At 75.6% G+C, this 21,990-nt stretch carries 19 protein-coding genes and 1 riboswitch; of the genes, 9 read left to right on the top strand and 10 right to left on the bottom strand.

Annotated elements, in window-relative coordinates:
• The 3 genes from AMK13_RS07780 to AMK13_RS07770 all read left to right on the top strand — a co-directional run bounded on the left by AMK13_RS07780 (position 1) and on the right by AMK13_RS07770 (position 3,349).
• Positions 1-1,395, top strand: coding sequence for an MFS transporter (locus tag AMK13_RS07780; RefSeq protein ID WP_074001636.1), 1,395 nt, complete (start codon positions 1-3; stop codon positions 1,393-1,395).
• Complete coding sequence (locus tag AMK13_RS07775; RefSeq protein WP_074001635.1) at positions 1,392-2,423, top strand: TolB family protein; 1,032 nt, start codon at positions 1,392-1,394, stop codon at positions 2,421-2,423. Before AMK13_RS07780 ends, AMK13_RS07775 begins: the two co-directional genes overlap by 4 nt.
• A gap of 122 nt (positions 2,424-2,545) precedes the next feature.
• Positions 2,546-3,349, top strand: a complete 804-nt coding sequence (locus tag AMK13_RS07770; RefSeq protein ID WP_074001634.1) for a hypothetical protein — start codon at positions 2,546-2,548, stop codon at positions 3,347-3,349.
• Positions 3,350-3,579: 230 nt separating this feature from the next.
• Here the strand turns inward: AMK13_RS07770 and AMK13_RS07765 are convergent, their stop codons facing one another.
• Positions 3,580-5,115 carry an ISL3 family transposase gene (locus tag AMK13_RS07765; protein WP_107418698.1) on the bottom strand — a complete coding sequence of 512 codons (1,536 nt, stop codon included), beginning with the start codon at positions 5,113-5,115 and terminating at the stop codon, positions 3,580-3,582.
• A 138-nt stretch (positions 5,116-5,253) separates the two neighbouring features.
• Positions 5,254-6,198, bottom strand: a complete 945-nt coding sequence (locus AMK13_RS07760) for an EamA family transporter (RefSeq protein WP_074002105.1) — start codon at positions 6,196-6,198, stop codon at positions 5,254-5,256.
• Between the two features lie 162 nt (positions 6,199-6,360).
• Here AMK13_RS07760 and AMK13_RS07755 point away from each other — a divergent pair, with 162 nt between their 5' ends.
• Positions 6,361-6,870: a MarR family winged helix-turn-helix transcriptional regulator gene (locus tag AMK13_RS07755; protein ID WP_074001633.1), complete on the top strand. Its 510-nt coding sequence runs from the start codon at positions 6,361-6,363 to the stop codon at positions 6,868-6,870.
• Between the two features lie 115 nt (positions 6,871-6,985).
• Entirely contained in the window at positions 6,986-7,438 is a 453-nt protein-coding gene (locus tag AMK13_RS07750; RefSeq protein WP_049655346.1) for a hypothetical protein, read from the top strand.
• Between the two features lie 48 nt (positions 7,439-7,486).
• Here the strand turns inward: AMK13_RS07750 and AMK13_RS07745 are convergent, their stop codons facing one another.
• Positions 7,487-8,158, bottom strand: coding sequence for a class I SAM-dependent methyltransferase (locus AMK13_RS07745; protein ID WP_380717377.1), 672 nt, complete (start codon positions 8,156-8,158; stop codon positions 7,487-7,489).
• An 82-nt stretch (positions 8,159-8,240) separates the two neighbouring features.
• Here AMK13_RS07745 and AMK13_RS07740 point away from each other — a divergent pair, with 82 nt between their 5' ends.
• Entirely contained in the window at positions 8,241-8,702 is a 462-nt protein-coding gene (locus AMK13_RS07740; protein WP_074001631.1) for a prevent-host-death family protein, read from the top strand.
• A 272-nt stretch (positions 8,703-8,974) separates the two neighbouring features.
• On the opposite strand, the gene AMK13_RS07730 is transcribed toward AMK13_RS07740, so the two are convergent.
• Complete coding sequence (locus tag AMK13_RS07730) at positions 8,975-10,156, bottom strand: FAD-dependent monooxygenase (protein ID WP_074001630.1); 1,182 nt, start codon at positions 10,154-10,156, stop codon at positions 8,975-8,977.
• A gap of 141 nt (positions 10,157-10,297) precedes the next feature.
• Between AMK13_RS07730 and AMK13_RS07725 the strand changes: the two genes are divergently transcribed.
• Entirely contained in the window at positions 10,298-10,885 is a 588-nt protein-coding gene (locus AMK13_RS07725) for a TetR/AcrR family transcriptional regulator (RefSeq protein WP_049655369.1), read from the top strand.
• A gap of 88 nt (positions 10,886-10,973) precedes the next feature.
• Entirely contained in the window at positions 10,974-12,692 is a 1,719-nt protein-coding gene (locus AMK13_RS45795) for a serine/threonine-protein kinase (protein WP_074001629.1), read from the top strand.
• 49 nt (positions 12,693-12,741) lie between these two features.
• Here AMK13_RS45795 and cpt read toward each other — a convergent pair whose 3' ends face one another.
• The 6 genes from cpt to AMK13_RS07690 all read right to left on the bottom strand — a co-directional run bounded on the left by cpt (position 12,742) and on the right by AMK13_RS07690 (position 20,172).
• Positions 12,742-13,278, bottom strand: coding sequence for a chloramphenicol phosphotransferase CPT (gene cpt, locus AMK13_RS07715; protein ID WP_074001628.1), 537 nt, complete (start codon positions 13,276-13,278; stop codon positions 12,742-12,744).
• A gap of 152 nt (positions 13,279-13,430) precedes the next feature.
• Positions 13,431-14,804: a cobyrinate a,c-diamide synthase gene (locus AMK13_RS07710; protein WP_074001627.1), complete on the bottom strand. Its 1,374-nt coding sequence runs from the start codon at positions 14,802-14,804 to the stop codon at positions 13,431-13,433.
• A 4-nt stretch (positions 14,805-14,808) separates the two neighbouring features.
• On the bottom strand, positions 14,809-15,414 hold the full coding sequence (cobO, locus tag AMK13_RS07705) for a cob(I)yrinic acid a,c-diamide adenosyltransferase (RefSeq protein WP_049655361.1): 606 nt from the start codon (positions 15,412-15,414) through the stop codon (positions 14,809-14,811).
• Between the two features lie 6 nt (positions 15,415-15,420).
• Positions 15,421-17,547: a putative cobaltochelatase gene (locus AMK13_RS07700; RefSeq protein WP_074001626.1), complete on the bottom strand. Its 2,127-nt coding sequence runs from the start codon at positions 17,545-17,547 to the stop codon at positions 15,421-15,423.
• Positions 17,548-17,647: 100 nt separating this feature from the next.
• Positions 17,648-19,162, bottom strand: a complete 1,515-nt coding sequence (locus tag AMK13_RS07695) for a cobyric acid synthase (RefSeq protein WP_074001625.1) — start codon at positions 19,160-19,162, stop codon at positions 17,648-17,650.
• Positions 19,159-20,172 (bottom strand): cobalamin biosynthesis protein, encoded by a 1,014-nt coding sequence (locus AMK13_RS07690; RefSeq protein ID WP_079271937.1) that lies wholly within the window; start codon positions 20,170-20,172, stop codon positions 19,159-19,161. The genes AMK13_RS07695 and AMK13_RS07690 overlap by 4 nt, the downstream gene beginning before the upstream one ends.
• 107 nt (positions 20,173-20,279) lie before the next feature.
• A riboswitch (cobalamin riboswitch) is annotated at positions 20,280-20,412 on the bottom strand.
• Between the two features lie 325 nt (positions 20,413-20,737).
• Here AMK13_RS07690 and AMK13_RS07685 point away from each other — a divergent pair.
• Positions 20,738-21,844, top strand: coding sequence for an alpha/beta hydrolase family protein (locus AMK13_RS07685; protein ID WP_074001624.1), 1,107 nt, complete (start codon positions 20,738-20,740; stop codon positions 21,842-21,844).
• The last annotated feature ends 146 nt before the right edge of the window (positions 21,845-21,990 follow it).

Here is a 21,990-nt window from a genome sequence, read left to right as displayed (position 1 = left end):
GTGTACGTCGCGGACTCCCGCAGCTCGAAGGCCCCCGCCGCCCCGACCGACGCCGACGCGGCCCCCCTCGGGGCGGCCCCCGCGCCGGCCACCGGTCGGGCGCGGCGGGGCGCCGTGCCGGGGGCGGTCCTCGCCCTCGGCACGGTCAGCCTGGTCACCGACATCTCCTCCGAGATGGTCACCGCCGTCCTCCCGCTCTACCTGCTCACCGGCCTCGGCCTCTCCCCGCTCGGCTTCGGCCTGCTCGACGGCATCCAGAACGGCTTCAGCGCGCTGGTCCGGCTGGTCGGCGGCCACCTCTCGGACCGCCGCGGCCGCGACGGCGCCGCCCGCCACAAGGCCGTCGCGGCCGTCGGGTACGGGCTGTCCGCGCTGTGCCGGCCGCTGCTGCTGTTCGTCCACACCGTGCCGCTGATCGGCGCCGTGATCGCCGTCGACCGCACCGGCAAGGGCCTGCGCACCGCGCCCCGGGACGCGATGATCTCGCTCGCCACCGAACCCGCCCACCGCGGCCGGGCGTTCGGGGTGCACCGGGCGATGGACACGGCCGGGGCCCTGCTCGGCCCGCTCACCGCCTTCCTGGTGCTGCGGCTGGCCGGCGGCCCGCTGCTCGCCGACGGCGGCGAACGGCACGGCTACGACGCGGTGTTCACGGTCAGCTCGTGCGTCGCGGCGCTCGGCGTGCTGATCCTGTTGCTGTTCGTGCCGAACCGGCACCAGGGCGACGACGCCTCGGCGCCCGCCCCCTCGCTGCGCGCTAGCCTCACCCTGCTGCGGCTGCCGGGGCTGCGCCGGCTGACGCTCTGCGCCGTCCTGCTCGGCCTCACCACCGTCAGCGACTCCTTCCTCTACCTGCTGGTCCAGCGCCGACTGGACCTGCCCGTCGACCTGTTCCCGCTGCTGCCGCTGGGTACCGCCGCGGCCTTCCTGCTGCTCGCCGTCCCGCTCGGCGCGCTCGCCGACCGGATCGGCCGCCACCGGCTCTTCCTCGCCGGGCACGGGGTGCTGCTGCTCGCGTACGGGCTGCTGCTCTCGCCGCTGCGCGGGTTGCCGGCGGTGCTCTGCGTGCTGGCGCTGCACGGCGCCTTCTACGCGGCCACCGACGGCGTGCTCGCCGCGGCGGCCGCCGACGCCGTACCCGCCGAGCAGCGCGGCGCCGGGCTCGCCCTGGTCGGCACCGGGCAGGCGCTGGCCCGGTTCGCCTGCTCGCTGCTGTTCGGCGCGCTGTGGAGCGCGGTCGGCGGCTCGGCGGCGCTGGGCTGGTCGGCGGGGGCGCTGGCGCTGTGCGTGCTCGGCGCGGCGGCGGTGCTGCGCCGGTCCGAACCCCCGGCCGCGGCGGTGCCGCACCCGTCCGAACCCGTCGTCGTGAAGCCCCCGGAGGAGAAGAGCCGATGAACCTGCGGAACCGGACCAGGGTGATCATCCTGCTGGTCGCCGTCGTGCTGCTCGGCGCGGTCGGCACCGGGGCCGTCCTCTACGCCGCCGACCGCACCGCCCGCCGGGACCAGGCCCAGCCCGGCGGGCCGACCGTCGCGTCCGGCCCGGTGTCACTACAGGTGCAGTCCGGCGGACGACAGCTGTTGTTCCGCAACATGGCCTGGGGCCCGCACCGGGACGAGATCACCACCGTCGCCGCCGACCACCCGGACGGCCCGCGCACCGCCTCGGGCGTCCAGTGCCTGCGCTTCCACGCCGCCGCCGGCACCGGCATCTGCCTCCAGGCCCAGCACGGCGCGCTGGAGGACACCTACCGCGCCGTCGTCCTGGACGACCACCTGCGCGAGCTCCGCTCGTTCCCGGCGGCCGGCATCCCCACCCGCTCCCGGGTCTCGCCGTCCGGGCACCTCGCCGCCTGGACGGTCTTCGTCAGCGGCGACTCGTACGCGGGCAGCGACTTCTCCACCCGCACCTCGATCGTGGACGTCCGGGACTGGAACCTGCGGGAGAACCTGGAGGACTTCGCGGTCGTCCTGGACGGCCGCCCGTACCAGGCGCACGACGTCAACATCTGGGGCGTCACCTTCGCCGACGACACCACCTTCTACGCCACCCTCGCCAGCGCCGGGCAGACCCACCTCGTCCGCGGCGACCTCACCGCCCGCACCCTCACCGCCCTGCACGACAACGTCGAGTGCCCCTCGCTCTCCCCGGACGGCACCCGCGTCGCGTACAAGAAGCGCGTCCCCGGCCTGCCCGCCGACGCCCCGTGGCGGCTGTACGTGCTCGACCTCGCCACCATGACCGAGACCGCCACCGCCGAGCAGCGCAACATCGACGACCAGGCGCTCTGGTCCGGCGCCGGCACCCTGGTCTACGCCCTGCCCGGCGACTACGGCGCCGACCTGTGGACCGTCCCGGCGGACGGTTCGGGCCGCGCGGAGCCGGTCACCAAGGCCGCGGTCGCCCCCGCCTACCTGGGCTGAGGAACTCTCGGCTACCGTCCCACGTCGAGCAGAGTGTGACGTCCCGATCAGGCATCTCGAACAAATGTCCTGATCAGACGTCCTGATCGAGCGTTCTGACCGAACGGGGGAGCAAGACAACCGTGGACGGCATCCCACCCGAGCGCACGGTGACCGACTCGTGGCCCGCCCTGCACGGCCGCCCGGTCCTGCGGCGCACCGTCGCCGTCGGGCTGGTGCTGTGCGTGTCCGTCGCCGCCGCCCTCGTGGTGCGCGGCGTCAACGCGCTCACCGCCGGCGGCACCGGCCGCGAGACCGACCGCGACCGCGCCGAACGCCTGGCCGGGCTCCACCCCTCCCAGCACCCCGGCGTCGGCCGCTTCTACGTCCCCGTCGGCGCCGTCTACACCCACACCTCCGACGGCGCCCCGGTCGCCTACCTGCACTACCGCCTCGGCGGCGGCCGGGCCCCCGGCCTCGGCGACTTCCTCAGCGCCTACGACCTCCCCGCGCCCGGCCCGGTCGCCCCGCTCCCCGCCGACCTGCTCGCCGCCCTCGGCGGCGACGAGCCGGCCGAGGCCCCGGAACTCCCCGACTCCCCGCCGCCGCCCGTCGCCACCCCCTCCCCCTCGGCCACCCCCGCTCCCGCCGAGAGCCCGTCCCCGGAGGCCACCCCCGTCCCGGAGTCCGACGACCCCCTCGCCGAGCCCGCCGACCCCGCCGACCCGGCCCCCGTGGTCGCCCCCGCCCCGGACCCCGTCCCGGACGAGCCCGCCGCCCCGGACGAGCCCACCCCCGACGACCCCGCCCCGAGCCCCATCTGGACCCCCACCCCCAGCCCTACCGCCCTCCCCACCCACACCCCCACCGCCCGCCGCATCTACGTCGCCACCATCTCCGGCGGCCTCCCCGGCGCCGCCGACATCTACATCCGCGCCACCGGCTGACCCTGGCCGTCCACGCTCACCCGCTGCTCCGCGCCGGCCTCCGGACACGCCTGCGCCCACCCCACCCACGCCCCCACGGCCCGCCGCATCTACGTCGCCACCGTCTCCGGCGGCCCCCGGCGCCACCGGCTGACCCTGGCCGTCCACGCTCACCCGCTGCTCCGCGCCGGCCTCCGGGGGACTATCAGGATTCCGGCTCTGCCCCGTAATCGGTGGTAACCGATTGTGATTCAGGCGAGGAGGATGCGGTGGCGGAGGAGGGCGAATCCGGCCTGGCCGTGCATCTGCCGCATGATCCTTTTGGTATGGGTGTTGACGCCCTCGGTGCGGCCGTTGTGGTGGGGCAGGGTGAGGCCGGCGTCGACGGCGGCCCGGTCGAGTTCGAGGCCGCGGATGAAGGATTGCAGGTGGGGAAGGCCAGCGGCGCGTGCGGCGGTGATCCATTCGGTGAGATGGGCGTCATTGCCGGGGGCGGGGACAAGCAACTCGGCGAAGGAGCGGATGAGGCGGGAGAGTTCCGTCATTTCGGGGCAGGCGGCGGTGAGGGCCTGAAGCAGGTCGGTGTCCTTGTCCCGTAGCCGGTCGGGGCGGGTGAGCATGAGGCGGGCAAGGCGGCGCGGGCTGGTCACCGGGCGGTCGCCTTCGGCGCGACCCTGGGTGATGTACCTGTAGAGGAGGTTGAGGCTGCCGGTGTAGCCCAGCTCCTGGATCTCTCGGAAGAGGTGAAGCACGGGGACGGCAGGGTCCTTGGCGCGGCGGGTGCGGAGGTGGCCCCGGTAGGGGTCGACGAGCGTGGGCCGGTACTGCGGCGCCCGGCGAAGGCCCTCGGGCTCAGGAACGCGCGCATAGCGCTTGACGGTGTTCAGGGCCAGGCCGAGGCGGCGGGCGCATTCCAGCAGGCCCACGCCCTTGCCGAGCAGGTCGTGGACCTGGCTCCATCGCTCGCGGGTAGTCACCTCGCGCACGCCCTCCGGGCGGGGCGGATTCGCGGTGGCCCAGCAGGCGGAGTGCGCCCGCACCTCCTTCAGGACGGCCTCGCACAGGTTGCGCCAGATGTGCCACCGGTCGCCGACCTGCACCGCCTTCGGCAAAGCGCGGCGGACGGCCTCGCCATAGGCCCCGGAGCCGTCTCGGCACACCACCTCGACACCCGGGTGCTCGCGCAGCCACGTCTCCAGGGCTTCGGCACCTCGTCCGGGCAGGACATCGATCCGCTCACCGCTCTCGGCGTCGATCAGCACGGTCGCGTACCGGCAGCGCCGACGCAGGGCGAAGTCGTCCACGCCCAGGACCCGCGGCACCCGCCGCGCGGGCAGCGGCACCCGCAAGAGCACCCGCAAGGCCGTGGACCGGGAGGCCGGTGCGCCGAGCACCTCCAGGAGCCGCGACGCGGCCCGGCCCGCTAACTCTTTGACCATGGAACCGAGTTGGCTCGTGAGGCGGTTCGTGCGACGTTGGTAGCGTTCCAGCAGACTGGGTACCTGCTCGCGGAACGTCTGCCGTCTGCAGCCCAGCACCGGGCAGGCCAGGCGGCGAACGCGCACCACCACGAGCACCCGCCGACCATCCGCCGGCACGTCCGCCACCGTCCGGTGGTGGAAGCCGTGCACCCGGTCCGTCGGTGCCCCGCAGAGCGGGCAGGGCGCCGGACCGTCCTGGGTCCGGGCCACCACCCGGATCACCTCGCCCTCGTCCAGCACGTCCTCGATCACCAGCGGCATCAGCCCGGAAAACACCGTGCCCACAAGCTCGTTGATATCTCGCATGGTCTGTCAACGGCGCCCGTCACGCTTCGTTACCACCGATTACGGGACAGAGCCGAATTCATGACACTCCCGCCTCCGGACACGCCTGCGCCCCGCCAGGAGGGATTCGGCGGGGCGCGGGCGTTCGGGAGGGGCTGGTCAGCGGGCGGCGGCCGGTTCGGGGCGGGGGGTGGGGGGCTCGGCCGCGGCTGTGGAGGGGGTGGTGGTCGGGGCCGGGGTTGGGGTGCGGCGGGTGGGGGCTTGGCCTACGAGCATGGCGGCGAGGGCGAGGAGGAGGCCGAGGACCTGCCAGGGGGTGAGGGTCTGGCCGAGGACGAGGAGGCCGCCGAGGGTGGCGACGACCGGGTTGATCAGGCCGAGGAAGGAGGCCGGGCCAGCGCCGAGGTGCTCGATGCCGCGGAACCAGAGGGAGTAGGCGAGCGCGGTGCCGAACAGGCCGAGGTAGGCGAAGCCGGCCAGGTTGGCGGCGCTCAGGGCGGGCGGTGCGCCCTCGACCAGGGCGGCGAGCGGGACGAGGAAGACCGAGCCGGCCAGGAGCTGCCAGCCGGTGAGGTCGAGCAGGGTGGCGCCCTCGGGGCGGCCCCAGCGGCGGGTGAGGACGGTGCCCATGGCCATCAGCGAGATCCCGGCGACCATCGAGGCGATGCCGACGCCGTCCAGCCGGGCGCCGCTCTTGAGCACCAGCAGGGCCACTCCGCCGACCCCGACCAGTCCGGCGATCACCGCCCGCCGTCCGGGTCGTACCCGCAGCACGCCGATCGAGAACCCGGCGACGAGCAGCGGCTGGATCGCCCCGATGGTGGCGGCGACGCCGCCGGGCAGGCGGTAGGCGCCGACGAACATCAGCGGGAAGAACAGCCCGATGTTGAGCATCCCGAGCACGGCCGCGCGCCCCCACCAGCGCCCCTTGGGAAGTCGGCGGCCGATCAGCAGTAGGAGCAGTCCGGCCGGGAGCGCACGGAGCGCGGCGAGCAGCAGCGGGCGGCCGTCGGGCAGCAGCTGGGTGGTGACGAGGTAGGTGGTGCCCCACGCGGCCGGGGCGAGTGCGGCGGTGGCGGCGATCCCCGCGCGCTTGCGGTCCATGACGGCCATGACGTCCCCCTGAACGTTGATTATCTGAACGTTGAGATAATTTCTACGCCGGGGATCCGCGAACGTCAAGTATGTGAATGTTAAGATATCTACGTCGGGTGGGCGGTGGACACCGGACGGCTACGGACAGACGGCTCCGGAAGGGCGGCGGGCATGCAGCAGCGCGACACCGTGGACGACATCGTCGAGCAGTGGGCCCGGGCCCGCCCCGAGCTGGACACCGGGCCGATGGCCCTGATCGGCCGGCTGCGACGGCTCAACGTCCGGGTCGACAACGCCCTGCGCGAGTACTTCACCGCCTGCGGCCTGGACTCCTCCGAGTTCGACGTGCTGGCCACCCTGCGCCGCTCCGGCGAGCCGTACGAGCTCAACGCCCGCGCGCTGCTCAAGTCCGCGATGGTCACCTCCGGGGCCATCACCAACCGGGTCGACCGGCTGTCCGCCAAGGGACTGGTCGAGCGCAACCCCTGCCCGACCGACCGCCGGGCCGTCCTGGTCCGCCTCACCCCGGCCGGCAAGGAACTGATCGACGGGGCCCTGGCCGGTCACGTCCGCAACGAGGAGCGCATCCTCTCGGCCCTCGACGCGGACGAGCGCAACCGGCTCGACGCCCTGCTGCGCAAGCTCCTCATCGCGCACGGGGACACCGAGCCGCTCCTCTGAGCCGAGCCGCTCCTCTGAGCCGGGCCGGTGCCTCCAGGGGCGGGCGCGGGCGGCGTGTCCAGCGGTGTCCCGGCGGCGTTATCCCCTGCGGAAGCCCACCGGAGGAGAGGCCCCGATGAAAGAGAAGACCCCCAGGGACATCGCCGTCGGCGACCAGCTGCGGGCCGCCGGCACCGAGGGTGCCCAGTGGCTGACCGCCTCCGGGTGGGGGCCGCCGGTCAAGGTGCCGCTGCAGGAGGCGGCGAAGTGGCAGCAGGAGACCCGCGCCCGGATGCTGGCGTCGCAGCGGGACGAGTCCTGCACCTGGTGCGACCACCTGCTGTACGGCGGGCCGCAGCCCGTCGTCGTGCACGCGGAACACCCGACCCACCTGATCTGCCGCGCCTGCTCGATCGCCGCCCGCCCCCGCCGGGTCTGCCTGGACTGCGGGGAACCCGCCGCCTCCACGTCCCCGGCCGACGGGCGCGAGGACGTCTTCATGGGCGCGGTGGCGATCTACACCCGGCTGCGCTGCGCCGCCTGCCACCACTCCGACCCGCTCACCGGCACCTTCGGCCAGCCCGTCTGACCGGGGCGTCTGGTCGGGAGGTCCGATCGGGCCGCCCGACCGGGCCGCTCAACGGCGTGCGACCAGCGCGTACCGCTCGTCGTCCACTGGCCCGCCCCACAGCTCGGCCTCCCCGCCGAGCGGCTCGACCCGCAGCTCGGAGACCAACGGCCGTACGGCCGCCGCGAGTTCCTCCGCCCCGACCCCGCCGCCCCACGGCAGCGGCCCTGCCCCGGCCGGGTACGGCGAGACGGTGGCCTGCCCGGTCTCCCGCCACCGGCCCTCGACCAGGACCAGCCGGCCGCCCGGCCGCAGCAGCCGCACCCAGGCGCGCAGCGCCCGCTCGGGCTCGGGGAGCGTCCAGACCAGGTGCCGTGACAGCAGGACGTCGAAGCTCTCGTCCCCGAGCGGCGGCGCGCCCGCGTCACCCACCAGGAACCGCGCCGTCAGGCCCGCCGCGACCAGCTTCGCCCTGGCCCGCCCGACCATCCGCGGCGCCAGGTCCACGCCCGTCACCCGGTGCCCGTCCGCCGCGAGCAGCAGCGACAGCGACCCGGTGCCGCACCCGACGTCCAGCACGTCCGCCGCCCCGCCCGGCACCCACCCCCGCACCCGCCGAAGCCACGCCGCCCGCACCGGCTCCGCCCGCAACCCGTGGTCGGGCTCCTCGTCGAAGGCCGCGGCGGTCGCGTCCCAGTACTCGGCAACGGCCCGACGGCCGGAGTCATCCATGGCGCGCATCATCGCAACCGCCACCGACACGGGCCGCCAGACGACGTCATCATGATTGACTTCGGAACGTATTCCGAACTACCGTCGGATCATGTCGACCCTCACCGTGTCCTTCTCCGAGCTGTCGAAGAACTCCAAGCGTGTCGCGGACGCCGTGGAGCGGGCCCAGCGCGTGCACGTCACGCGGCGGGACGGCGAGGACCTCTACCTCACCACTGAGCGCCACGACCGCCAGCGCGAGCAGACCGCGGACGTCACCGCGCGCCTGCTCGCCGCGCTGATCGGCAGCGATGAGGGTGCGCGGGCCGTGCTGTCGGCCCTTCCCGCGGTCTTCCCCTGGGTCAGGCACCTGTCGGCCGAGGAGATCCGGGAGTTCGTCGTCGACCTCGTCGACGTGACGCGTGACGTCGTCGAGCTGGACGTGCACGCCGGCCTGCACCGGGTGACAGCCGAGTGGCGCGCCACCGCCAGGGTCCTCGCGGATCCGGAACTGGCGGCCGAGCTCACCGGCCCCCTCCCCGGCGACGACCACGGCGAGGTGGTCGAGTCGTGAGCCCCAAGCGCGGCGACGACGTCCCGCCGTCTCGGCGCGGGACCCCGATCGGCAGCACCGGCTCCGGGGGCGCCTGGCGACCCGGGTCTTCGGCGGGGTCGAGCTGCCGCAATGGGAGTACGAGGTGACGGCGGGCGGCCGGGTGCGGTACCTGGTGGACGAGGCGGCCCGCACCGTCCACTTCGTCTACGCCTCGCCCCGGCACCCCAAGGACACCGACACGTAGCCGGCCTTGGCTCCGGCGGCTGCGGGTCCCCTCGCCCCGGTCCGCCTCACTCCGCTCGGCCCAGGGTCGGCGGCTGCCAGTCGAAGGTCGCGGCCGAGCGGTTCAGCAGGGTGCGGGCGGGGAGGAGGCCGGTGAGGGTGAGGGCGGTGTCGCGCAGGAGGGTGGCGGCGGGGGAGCGGAGGGCGACGAGGTTGCCGATGCGGCGGGAGGCGGCGACGACGGCGGTGGTGCGGGGGAGCCGGGCGGCGGTGTAGGCGGGCAGGGTGGCGGCCGGGTCGGCGGCGGGGGTGAGCAGGGAGGCGAGGACGACGGCGTCCTCGATGGCCTGGCAGGCGCCCTGGCCCTGGAAGGGGCACATCGCGTGGGCGGCGTCGCCGAGGAGGGCGACCCGGCCGTGGTGGTGGGCGGGCAGCGGGTCGGCGAGGTCCCAGACGTCGTGGCGCAGGACGCGTTCGGGCTCGGCCAGGGCGAACAGCTGCGGTACGGGGGCGCACCAGTCGCCGAACCGGCGCAGGAGTTCGGCCCGTTCGTCCCCGTCGGCGGCCCGCTCGCCGGCCGGGGCGAGGGCGGCGCCGTAGACGTAGACCCGGCCGTCGGCGAGCGGGACGACTCCGGCGAGCCGGCCGCGGCCCCACACCTCGCCGACGGCGGCCGGGCGGCGGTCGGGGGTGACGACGGCGCGCCAGGTGGTGAAGCCGCTGTAGCGGGGGCCGGGGTGGCGGGGGAAGAGCAGGGCCCGGGTCGCGGAGCGGATGCCGTCGGCGGCGACGACGAGGTCGGCGGTCTCCTCCCCGTCGGCGGTGCGCAGGACGGCGGGTTCGGTGGCGCTGCCGGGGGTGACGAGGGTGGCGGGCGAGCCGGTGCGGACGGTGTCCTCCGGGAGTGCGTCGACCAGGGCGGCGATGACGTCGGCGCGGGCGACGGCGGCGATGGTGTCGCCGAAGCAGGCCTCGAAGGCCGTGGTGTCGAGGCGGGCGAGCCAGCGGCCGGAGGGGTGGCGCAGGCCGACGGCGGGGTGCGGGGCGGCGAGGGCGCGCAGGCGCGCGCCGACGCCGAGCCGGTCGAGGGAGCGCAGGGCGTTGGGGGCGAGGGCGAGCCCGGCGCCGACGGGTTCGAGGGATTCGGCGCGCTCGTGGACGCGTACGGGGATGCCCTGCCGGTGGAGGGCGAGGGCGGCGGTGAGGCCGCCGATGCCGCCGCCGATGACGATCGCCTGGTGCAGGCCCATGAGGGGGCTCCTCTTCTCGCGCAACCCGGCCACTACAGGTGTAGTGTCCGATGTCCGGCACGCTACTACATGTGTAGTGAGCCGTAAACTACGGCTGTAGTGAGTTGGGGGAGCCCGACTGGAAAGGCCATGATCGGACCCATGACACCCCCGCGCCCGACCCTGATCGCCGACGCCGCCATCGACCTGATCGCCGACGCCGGCCTGCGCGGGCTCACCCACCGCGCCGTGGACGACGCGTCCGGCCTGCCCGCCGGCTCGACCTCCAACCTCGCCCGGACCAGGGCCGCCCTGCTGGAGCTCGTGCTCACCCGGATCGTCGAGCGGGAGACCGCCGACTTCCCGGTCCTCGCCGAGGGCGAACTGCCGCGGGCCGCCGTCCCGCCGCGCGAACTGCTGGCCGAGGTCGGCGCCGAGGTGCTCTTCCGGGCGCTCACGGAGGGCCGCCGGCTCACCCTGGCCCGCCTGGAACTCGCCCTGGAGGCCACCCGCAGGCCCGAACTGCGCACCCTCTACGACCGCCTGGGCGCGCGCTTCGCCCAGCGCGCCGCCGAGCTGCTCGCCGCCTCCGGCTCGGGCGACCCCACGGGGGACGCCCGCCGGTTGATCCGCTGGTGCGACGGCGTGCTGTTCAACGCCACGGCCGGCAGCGGGCACTGGCACGTGCCGATGCCGGAGGACCTGCGCGAGGAGATCGACCGCTACCTCGCCGTGCTGCTCGACCGGTAGGAGCCGGTAGGACCGGTGGGACCCGGTCGGGCCGGGGCCCGGGGGTGCCCGCCTATACTCCCTCTGCCCGATCAGGCAGGGGGAAGAAATGCTGAACACGCTCGACGTCGCGGTACTGGTGGTGGTCGGGGTGGCGCTGCTGGTGCGGCTGGCGACGCTGCCGGTGCTGGTCCGTGCCCAAGCGGCAACGCGCCGCCGGGCGTTGGCGGCCGCCGGCGCGGACCCGGCGGGAGGTGCGCGGGGCGGCACCGGCGCGACGATCGGCGAACTGACGGTGGGTCTGCTGACCGCCGTGGGAGTGCTGGCCGTCCTGCGCGCCTGGAGCAGCGTCCTCTTCGAGGGGCTGGGGCGGTCGTTCGACGTCTACAACGCGCGGTACCTCACGATCGTCTCGCACCTGCCCCTCCACTCGGCGCGGACCTGGTACATCACCTCCTTCGTCGTCTGCCTGCTGCTCTGGCTGCTGCTCTGGTGCCTGACCCAGCGCAACCTGTGGACCGTCGGCATGCCGCCTCGGCTGTGGCGGGCCGGCCGGACCCGGGCCCAGGTCGCCGGCCTGCTCGCCCTCCGCGCGGTGCTCGCCGTGTTCCTCCTGCCGGTCGGGCTGATCGTCGCCGCGCTGGTGTTCCAGGCCGTCGCGATGGCGGCGAGCCGCCGGGCCAGGCCGGTCGGCGCGGAGGCGGTGCGCGCCGAAGAGGCCCGAGTGGCCCAGGCCGCCCAGGCCGCCCAAGCGGTCCAGGCGTTCCCGGCGTCGCCGAACCCGTACGTGCCCACCGCGCCGGCGCGGGCGCCGTACGTCCCGCCGCAGACGCCGTACGCCCCGCCCCAGGCCCCGTACGTCCCCACGCAGTTCGCGCAGCCCGCCCCTCCGGTGCCGGCCGCCCCGCCGGTGCTGCCGAGGCCGCCCGTCGGCAGCCCCCTCGGCGCTCACGAGCCCCGCACGATCGGCGGCTACCAGCTCCTCGGCCGGATCGGCTCCGGCGGCATGGGCACGGTCTACCTCGCCCAGCGCCAGGGCTCCGCCACCCAGGTCGCGCTCAAGACCATCAACCTCGAACTCCTCGACGACGCCGACCTGTTGTGCCGCTTCCAGCGCGAGTCCGAGGTGCTGGCGATGGTCCCCGGCGCCTACACCGCCCGGGTGCTCGACACCGGTGTGGACTCCGGACGCCCGTACCTGGCCATGGAGTTGCTGGACGGCCGCCCGCTGGACGCCCACCTGCGCGAGCAGGGGCCGATCCGCTCCGCCGAGGCGCTGCGCGCCCTCGCGCTGGCGCTGGCCGTGGCGCTGTCCGGGGTGCACCGGCTGGGGCTCGTCCACCGGGACCTCAAGCCCGCCAACATCATGCTGACCACGGCCGGTCCGCGCCTGCTGGACTTCGGCATCGCGGCGATCGTGGACGGCACCCGGCTGACCGCCACCGGCGGCGGGCCGGGCACCCTGACGTACATGGCGCCGGAGCAGTTCGGCGAGGAGCGGGTCGGTACGGCGGCCGACGTGTGGGCCTGGGCGTGCTGCGTGGTGTGCGCGGCGCACGGCGCCGGCCCGTTCGCGGCGACCAACACGGGAGCGGTGATCCGCCGGATCGTGGAGACCGGGCCCGAACCCGCGGCGCTGGCGGCGGTCCAGGCCCTCGATCCGGCGCTCGCCGCCGTCGTCACCCGCGCGCTGGCCATGGCCCCCGAACAGCGCCCGGCGGACGGCACGGCCCTGCTGGCGGCGCTGGCGGCGGCCCAGCCAACGGCGCCGGACCCGGCGGCCGTCCACGACCAGATCACCCGGGGCTGGCAGACCCTCGCGCTGTAGCGGCGGCGACGGGCCCGGCGCCGGTGGCTCCGGAAGGGAGAGTGCGGCCTCAGCCGTCGGAGGTTGCCCGCCCGGCGACGAGCCGGGCGCAGTCGTCCACCGAGGCCCGCGAGGTGTCGACGACCAGGTCGTACGTGACGCCCTCGTGCACCAGCGAGGCCTGCGCGGCGGCCATCCCGGCCGCCCGGTCGCCGCGGGCGGCCTCCCGCTTCGCGGCCACCGCCGGATCGCAGCGCACCCCGACCCAGAGCACGTCCAGGCCCTCCAGCGCCGACCGCCACCGGGCCTGCGAAGCGGCGCCGCCGAGGAACACCTCGTCCACCACGATCCGGGCCCCGGCCCGGGCCATCGCCGCGACCCCGAGCGTCCAGGCGGCGTCCAGGGTGGCGAAGACCGGGCCGACCTCGACCGTCCCGTCCCCGTCCTCCAGCCCGCCGATGCCCTCGCCGCCGGTGCGCAGCGACGGCGGCAGCGCCTCGACCATGGTGTCCGCGCCGAGGTGCAGCCAGGGGTCCGGCAGCAGCTCCTGCAGGCGCAGGGCGATGCTCGACTTGCCGGAGCTGGACCCGCCGTTGAGAACGATCACATGCATGCGCGGAGCCTACGGCCGCACACCCCGCGTCGTCGCGGCGTTATCCCGGAGGTGCCACAGGGGCGCGGCCGTGGATCGCACGGCCCCGACCGCCCCCCATCAACGCCGCCCCCATCAACGCCGCCCCCCACCGCCGAAGCCCCGGACTACGCCGCCCCCGCCGCGAAGGCCGCCGCCGCGGCGGTGAAGGAGGCGGCCACCGCCGGTGCGCCCGCCCAGTGCAGGTGCAGGTAGGAAGCGTGCACGTTGCCGCTCGCGAAGCCCTCGGTGCGGGGGCCGGTCGGCAGGCGCCAGCCCCAGGCGGGGAGTTCGCCCGCGCCGGGCTCGCAGACCGTGCGGTGGAACTCGTGGCCGCGCAGCCTGGTGCCGGCCGGGGCCAGCGGGGAGTCGTGCAGGGCGACCGCCTCCCGGTAGCCGAGGGTGAGGCGTTCGGTCATCCGGGCGTCGGTGGGCAGAACGCCGCACATCGGCAGGCCGTCCAACTCCCGTCCCAGGTAGAGCAGTCCGGCGCACTCGGCGGCGACCGGCCCGCCCGCGGCGGCGAACGCGGCGATGGCGGCGCGCAGCGGGGCGTTGCCGCTCAGCTCGCGGACGTACAGCTCGGGGAAGCCGCCGCCGATGACCAGGCCGGCCGTTCCGGCGGGCAGGGAGGAGGCGTGCAGCGGGTCGAACGGGACCACCTCCGCGCCCGCCGCGCCGAGCAGTTCGGCGTTCTCGGCGTACGAGAAGGAGAAGGCCGCGCCGCCCGCCACCGCGATCCGGGGCCGGCCGGCCACCGGGGTGACCTCGGCCGACGGGTCCCAGGGTTCGGCGTCCAACTCCGGTGCCGTCCGGGCGAGTTCGAGCAGGGCTTCCAAGTCGACCGAGGAGGTGACCAGTTCACCCATGTCGGCGACCGCCCGGAGGGCCTCCGCCGAGCGTTCCACCGCCGGGATCAGCCCGAGGTGGCGGGAGGGTGTGGCGACCGCCGTCGAGCGGCGCAGCGCGCCCAGCACCGGCACGCCGGAGCCCTCCTCCAGGGCCTCGCGCAGCAGGTGCTCGTGCCGGTCGGAGGCGACCCGGTTGAGGATCACCCCGGCGAGCCGCACCTGCGGGTCCCAGGAGGCGAAGCCGTGCACCAGCGCGGCCACCGAGCGGGACTGCGAGGAGCCGTCCACGACCAGTACCACCGGCGCCCGCAGCAGCTTGGCGACGTGCGCCGTGGAGGCCAGTTCGCCGCGCCCGGAGGCCCCGTCGAACAGGCCCATGACCCCCTCGACGACGGCGACGTCCGCCCCCGCCGCGCCGTGCAGGAACAGCGGCGCGATCCGCTCCGGCCCGCACATGAAGGCGTCCAGGTTGCGGCCCGGGCGCCCGGCGGCGAGCGCGTGGTAGCCCGGGTCGATGTAGTCGGGGCCGACCTTGTGCGGCGACACCGCCAGCCCGCGCGCGGCGAGCGCCGCGATCAGGCCGGTGGCGACGGTGGTCTTGCCGGCGCCCGAGGAGGGCGCGGCGACGACGAGGCGGGGGATGTTGCTCAACGGTCTACCACTCGATACCGCGCTGGCCCTTGCGGCCGGCGTCCATGGGGTGCTTGACCTTGGTCATCTCGGTGACCAGGTCGGCGAAGCCGGTCAGCGCCTCGGGCGCGTACCGGCCGGTGATGACGACGTGCTGGCTGCCCGGGCGGTCCTTGAGCACGGCGACCACCTCGTCCGGGTCGACCCACCCCCAGTGCATCGGGTAGGTGAACTCGTCGAGCACGTAGAAGCGGTAGGTCTCGGCCGCGAGGTCGCGCTTGACCTGCTCCCAGCCCTCCTTGGCCGCCTCCTCGCTGGACATCTCCTGCTCGGCGGAGCGCTGGATCCAGGACCAGCCGGAGCCCATCTTGTGCCAGTCGACGGTGCCGCCCTCGCCGGAGGCGCCGAGCACGCGCAGCGCGTTCTCCTCGCCGACCTTCCACTTGGCGGACTTCACGAACTGGAACACCCCGACCGGCCAGCCCTGGTTCCAGGCCCGCAGCGCCATGCCGAACGCGGCCGTGGACTTGCCCTTGCCGGGGCCGGTGTGCACGGCGGTGATCGGCAGCGTGCGGCGCTGACGGGTCGTCAGGCCGTCGTCGGGGACGCTCTCGGGGACTCCCTTGGGCATGTCGGCTCAGGCCGCCTTTCGCATCGAAGTGGTCGAACGGTTCGCGGAGCGGTCCGCGGCGCGGTTCTCGCGGACGAGCGAGGCCACGCCCTCGGCGCGCAGCTCGTCCAGGCTGACGGCGGTCCCGCCGAGCAGCCCGGCCAGGGTGCGGGCCAGGCCCAGGCGGACCGGGCCGGACTCGCAGTCCAGCACCACGCTGGCCGTGCCCTGCGCCGCGAACAGCGCGGCCGCGCGGCGCGACTGGGCGAGCGCGTCCCGCCCGCCGGTGGCCCGGCCGTCGGTCACCACGACCAGCAGCGGGCGCCGGCTCGGGTCGCGCAGCCGCTCCACCCGCAGCACCTCGTGGGCGCGCAGCAGGCCGGCGGCCAGCGGGGTCCGCCCGCCGGTGGGCAGCGACTCCAGCCGGGCCGCGCCGACCTCCACCGAGGAGGTGGGCGGCAGTGCCAGCTCGGCGCCCGAGCCCCGGAAGGTGATCATGCCGATCTTGTCGCGGCGCTGGTAGGCGTCCATCAGCAGCGACAGCACCGCACCCTTGACGGCGGTCATCCGCTGCCGGGCGGCCATCGAGCCGGAGGCGTCCACCACGAACAGCACCAGGTTGGACTCCCGTCCCTGGCGCACCTGTTCGCGGAAGTCGTCCTTGTGCACCACCAGTGCCCGCCCGCTGCGCCCGCGCGCGGCCTGGTGCGGCGCGGCGGCCTGGAGGGTCGCGGTCAGGTGCAGCCGGGCGAGCGCGCCCTGCGGGCGGCGGGCGCGGATGGTGTGCCCGCCGGTGGTCTCGGCGGGGGAGCGGCGGCCCTGGGCGCCGCGCCCGGTGCCCTTCACGGTGAACAGTCGCGTCCGGTACGGGTCGCCGGCCGCGACCGGCGCCGACTCCCGCGCGGGGGCCGGGTGTTGGGCCGGTACGGGCGGCTGTGCGGGTGCCTCGGGGCCATCGGAGGCGGGGTCCTCGGGGGAGGGCGCCTCGGGCGCCTCGGGGCCGCCGTCGGACGGCTCGGGCGCGCCGCCGCCGTCGGGGCCGCCCCCGTCCGGGCCGCCCTCCGGCCCGTCGCCGTCGTCGCTGCCGCCACCGTCGCCGTCCGGGCCGGGCCCGTCGTCCTCGGGCTCCGGCTCCTCCTGCTGGGCGTGCTCCTCCAGCGTCCGGTCCAGCTGCTCCTCGTCCAGCCCGGGCGCGTCGAAGGGGTTGCGGCGACGGCGGTGCGGCAGTGCCAGCTGGGCGGCCTTGCGGACGTCCTCCTCCAGCACCTCGGTGCGCCCGTCCCAGGCGGCCAGCGCGACGGCGGTGCGGGCCATCACGATGTCCGCGCGCAGCCCGTCCACCTCGAACGCGGCGCACACGGCGGTGATCTGACGCAGCGCCACATCGGTCAGCTCGACCTTGGGCAGCAACTCCCGTGCCGCGGTGATGCGTTCGGCGAGCGCCCGCTCCTCCTCGGCGAACCGCGCGGCGAAGCCGGCCGGGTCCGCGTCGTACCCGAGCCGGCGGCGGACCACCTCGGCGCGCTCGGCCGGGTCCCGGGTGGCGGCGATCTCGACGGTCAGGCCGAACCGGTCGAGCAGCTGCGGCCGCAGCTCGCCCTCCTCCGGGTTCATGGTGCCGACCAGCAGGAACCGGGCCGCGTGCCGCACCGACACGCCCTCGCGCTCGACGTACGAGCGGCCCATCGCGGCGGCGTCCAGCAGCAGGTCCACCACGTGGTCCTGGAGCAGGTTCACCTCGTCGATGTAGAGCACGCCGCGGTGCGCCCGGGCGAGCAGTCCGGGCTCGTAGGCCTTGACGCCCTCGGCCAGCGCCCGCTCCAGGTCGAGCGAGCCGACGATCCGGTCCTCGGCCACGCCGACCGGCAACTCGACCAGCTGGGAGGGCCGTTCGGAGGAGGACGGGGAGTCGTGCGGCCCGTCCGGGCACTGCGGGTCGGGCGCGGCCGGGTCGCAGGCGAAGCGGCAGTCGTCCACGGTGGCGATGGACGGCAGCAGGCCGGCCAGCGCGCGCACCATGGTCGACTTCGCGGTGCCCTTCTCGCCGCGCACCAGCACGCCGCCCACGGCCGGGGAGACCGCGTTCAGCAGCAGTCCGAGCCGCAGGTCGGCCATGCCGACGATCGCGGTGAACGGATAGCGGACGTCACTCATGCCGTACCCCAGTCCTGTCGTGCCTGACTCTGTGATCGTGCCCGGCCCTGCCGCCCCGCCCGGTTCGGCGGTCCTGCCCAGCCCTGCGTCCGTGTCCGGCTCATGCGTCACTCCCAGGGGCCCCGGGCGGGAGGAACGGCAGCGATCCGGCCGCCGGCACCCCGCCCTCGATCAGCTTCCACAGCGCGTCGGTGTCCGCGTGCTCCTCGATCAGGTCGCCCAGCCGGTCCAGCCGGGCCTCGCGCGCCGCGGCGAAGGAGGTGTCCGGCGCCGGGACGAACGCCCGGCCGGACAACTCGGCGACCTCGCGCAGGAGTTCGCGGCGGAACCCGTCGTTCTCCAGCGCGCCGTGCCAGGTGGTGCCCCAGACCGGGCCGACCCGGCAGCCGTCCAGGAAGGGACTGCCCCCCTCCACGGTCACCACCCCGTGGTGGATCTCGTAGCCCTCGACCCGCTGCCCGAACGCCTCGCCGACCGGCCGCGCCAGCACCTTCTCGACGCCGAACCGCACCCGCGTCGGCAGCAGCCCGAGACCGTCGACGGCGCCCGCCTTCGACTCGACCTCGTCCACGATGGAGTGCGCCAGCATCTGGTAGCCGCCGCAGACCCCGAGGACCGGCAGTCCGGCCGCCACCCGCGCCTTCAGGGCCGGCTCCAGGCCGCGCTCGCGCAGCCAGGCGAGGTCCGCGACGGTGGCCCGGGTACCGGGCAGCACCACCAGGTCGGCGTCGGCCAGCTCCTCCGGCCTGGTCGCCCAGCGGACCAGCACGCCCGGCTCCTGCGCGAGCGCGTCCATGTCGGTGAAGTTGGACAGCCGGGGGAAGCGCACCACGGCCACCCGCAGCACGTCCGCGCCGAGCGGCCCGGGCCCGTCCGCCCGGTCCGCCACGGTGGACAGGTCCAGCGAGTCCTCGGCGTCCAGCCAGAGCCCGGGCAGCATCGGCAGCGTGCCCAGCACCGGACGGCCGGTCAGCTCGTGCAGCATCTCCAGCCCGGGCGCCAGCAGCCGCGCGTCGCCGCGGAACTTGTTGACGAACCAGCCCGCCACGTGCCGCTGGTCCTCCGCCGACAGCAGCGCCAGCGTCCCGTACATCGCCGCGAAGACCCCGCCGCGGTCGATGTCCCCGACCACCACCACCGGCAGGGCGGCGGCCGTGGCCAGGCCCATGTTGGCGATGTCGCGGTCGCGCAGGTTGATCTCGGCGGGCGATCCCGCGCCCTCGCAGACCACCACGTCGTAGCGGCCGCGCAGGTCGGCCAGGCACTCCAGGGCGCGCTCCAGCAGGACGGGCTTGCGCTCGCGGTAGTCCAGCGCGCCGACCTCGGCCACCGGTCGGCCGAGCAGCACCACCTGGCTGCGGCCGTCCGCGCCCGGCTTGAGCAGCACCGGGTTCATCGCCGCCTCCGGCTCCACCCGGGCGGCCTGCGCCTGCATCGCCTGGGCGCGGCCGATCTCGGCGCCGTCGGCGGTGACGAAGGAGTTGAGCGACATGTTCTGCGCCTTGAACGGCGCGACCCGTACGCCCTGGCGGGCGAGCCACCGGCAGATCCCGGCCGTCACCACGCTCTTGCCCGCGTCCGAGGTCGTCCCCGCGACCAGCAGTGCGTTGCTCATGCCCGTCCCCTCTTCTTCAGCAGTGCCCGCAGCAGGACGTGCCCCGCGACCGTCGTACCCAGCGCCAGTGCGCCCACCCGCCGGGAGAGCGCGCAGGCCCGCTCGATGTCGTCCACCGTCACCGGCCGCAGCTCCGCGCCCAGGACGGGCCGGTGCTCCACCCGCTCCCCGTACCGCAGTGTGCCGCCCAGTCGGACGCCCACCGCGCCGGCGAACGCCGATTCGGCCTGGCCCGCGTTCGGGCTCGGGTGCGCGGAGCCGTCGCGCCGCCAGACCCGCCAGGCGGTCCGGGGCTCGGGGGCGGCGGCCACCGTCAGCAGCGCCGTCAGCCGGGCGCCCGGCCAGCCCGCCACGTCGTCCAGCCGGGCCGAGGCCCAGCCGAACCGGGCGTAGCGGGGCGAGCGGTGGCCGACCATGGCGTCCAGGGTGTTCACGGCGCGGAAGGCCAGCAGGCCGGGGGTGCCGGCCAGGGCGCCCCAGGTCAGCGCGTTCACCACGGCGTCGGCGGTGTTCTCGGCCACCGACTCGACCACCGCCCGGGCGATCTGCTGCCCGTCCAGCGCGCTCGGGTCCCGCCCGCACAGGTGCGGCAGCCGCTCCCGGGCGGCGGCGAGGTCGCCGGCGGCCAGTGAGCGGCCGATGGTGCGGGCCTCCCGGGTCAGCGAGGTGCCGCCGAGCACCGTCCAGGTCGCGGCCGCCGCCAGCGCCGCCCGGCCCAGCGGGCGTCGGCCCACCGTACGGTCCAGGGCGAGCGCGCCCGCCGTGACCGCGCCCACGCACAGCGCGGTGTACCCGGCCCCGGCGGCACGGTCGTCGCGCCACAACCGCCGCTCCAGCCGGGTCGCGGCGCTGCCGAAGACGGCCACCGGGTGGCCCCGGCGGGGGTCGGCGAAGCGGGCGTCGGCGGCGTAGCCCGCGGCGGCGCCGAGCGCGAACACGGCGGCGCGGGCCAGCGGGCGCGAGGCTCGGGTCAGCGGGCGCGGAGCGGGGGAAGGCGCGCGCGGGGTCATCGGCCGCACGACAGAGGGCAGCTCGGAGTCCGGCCGGGCGGGGCAGCCTGCATCGCGTGCGTGTCCTCACTCAGGGTCCGCGCCCTGGATCGACGTGACGGCGGCGAGAGTCTCCTGGCTTCCGGGTCGAACGCACCCCCGGAGCCTTCCAGCAGCCGTCGACGGCCCGCCGTGGCGATGTTCCGAGCGTGCTCCCCGGTGACAGTGGCGGGACCGCGCCGGACTTCCACCGGCTTCCTCTCCATGCCTCCGTTTGGCCCCAGGATCCCATCACGGGCCCGAACCGGGAGTCAACCGAGGTCACGGAGGGGTTGGTCACACGGGGACGCCGCTGACGCCCGGTCGGATCGCCCGGCGCGGCCCCGCCCCGACCCTCGCCACCGGCACCCCCTGAGTACCGCCCTGAGTACCGCCCTGAGCACCCCGGGAGCGCCCGCCGGGTGACCCGGACGGCCCAGCCCGGTGGCCGGTCGGGCGGAGCGCCGGTGAACTGGGGCTCGAACACCGTCCGGTCCGTGAAGAACGTCCGTGAACAACGTCCGTGAACAACAGAGCGGGGAGCGAGATGCGTTGGGGAACCGCCGCCGTCGTGGCGGCTGCCGCGGTGGGGGCCGCCGTGCTGGTGGTCGGCCGCCGGGCCTCCGAGCGGATGGTCCGTCCGGTGACCGCCGTCCAGGAGTCCGGGCCGGTCCAGGTCCGCGCCCTCGCCGCCGGCCGGGTCACCTTCACCCGCGGCCCCGCGAGCCTGCGCCCCGGCCGCTGGGCGGTGGAGTGGGCGGACGGCGGGCACGCGGTCGTCGAGGAGGTGCTGCACGCCGACGAACAGGGCGTCACCCGCCGACTGGTCCGCGCCGACCGGGGCACCCTCGTCCCCGGCACGGAGGTCCGCTTCACCCCGCGGGTCCACCTCGGCGACCCCACCGAGGCGCTCGGCCTCGCCTTCGCCGACACCACCGCCGACGGCGAGCTCGGCGCCCTCCCCGCCTGGCGGCTCGACGGCAAGCGCGGCACCTGGGTGATCCTGGTGCACGGCCCCGGCGACGACCGCCGGCAGACCCTCCCGGTGCTCCCCGTCCTCGACCGGCTCGGCCTGCCCGCCCTCGCCGTCACCTACCGCGGCGACCGGGGCGCCCCCGCCTCCCCGGACGGGCTCAGCCACTTCGGCGAGACCGAGTGGCGCGACATCGAGGCGGCGGTACGACTGGCGCTCGACAGCGGCGCGGGCAAGGTGATCCTGTACGGCTGGTCCGTCGGCGCGACCATCGTGCTGCAGACCATGGCCCGCTCCGCCTGGTCGCATGCCGTCCGCGGTCTGATCCTCGACTCGCCCGTGCTCGACCTGCCCGCCTCCGCCCGCCGGGACGCCGCCCGGGCCGGCTTCCAGGGCGTCGCCGCCGAGCTCGGCGCCCTCGCCGCCGAGGGCCGCACCGGGGTCGACCTCGCCGACTTCGGCCGCATCGCCGACGGCACCGACCTGCGGGTGCCGACCCTCCTCCTGCACAGCCCCGAGGACCGGATCGCGCCCTTCGGCGCCGCCGAGAAGCTGGCCGCCGCCCGCCGCGACGTGGTGAGCCTCCAGCCCTTCCCCGGCGCCGACCACGCCACCCTCTGGAACACCGCCCCCGACCGCTACACCGAACTCCTCCGCCGCTGGCTCACCCCGCTCCTCTAGGGCCCGTCTTCGAACTCGCGTCTGCGGGCCGACGCCGGGGCACGCACCTCGCCGCGTTGTCGTCGGTCGCCAATGGCCCCCAGCCTTCGGCCGGGAGGTGCCCCCACCGCAGTGGCTCCCTCCTCCGCCTTGCGATGCACGCACCC

Source organism: Streptomyces sp. CB02056, from assembly GCF_001905545.1.
Classification (GTDB): domain Bacteria; phylum Actinomycetota; class Actinomycetes; order Streptomycetales; family Streptomycetaceae; genus Kitasatospora.
Note: the sequence above shows the minus strand (reverse complement) of the source record. Positions and strands in the feature narration are given on the sequence as shown.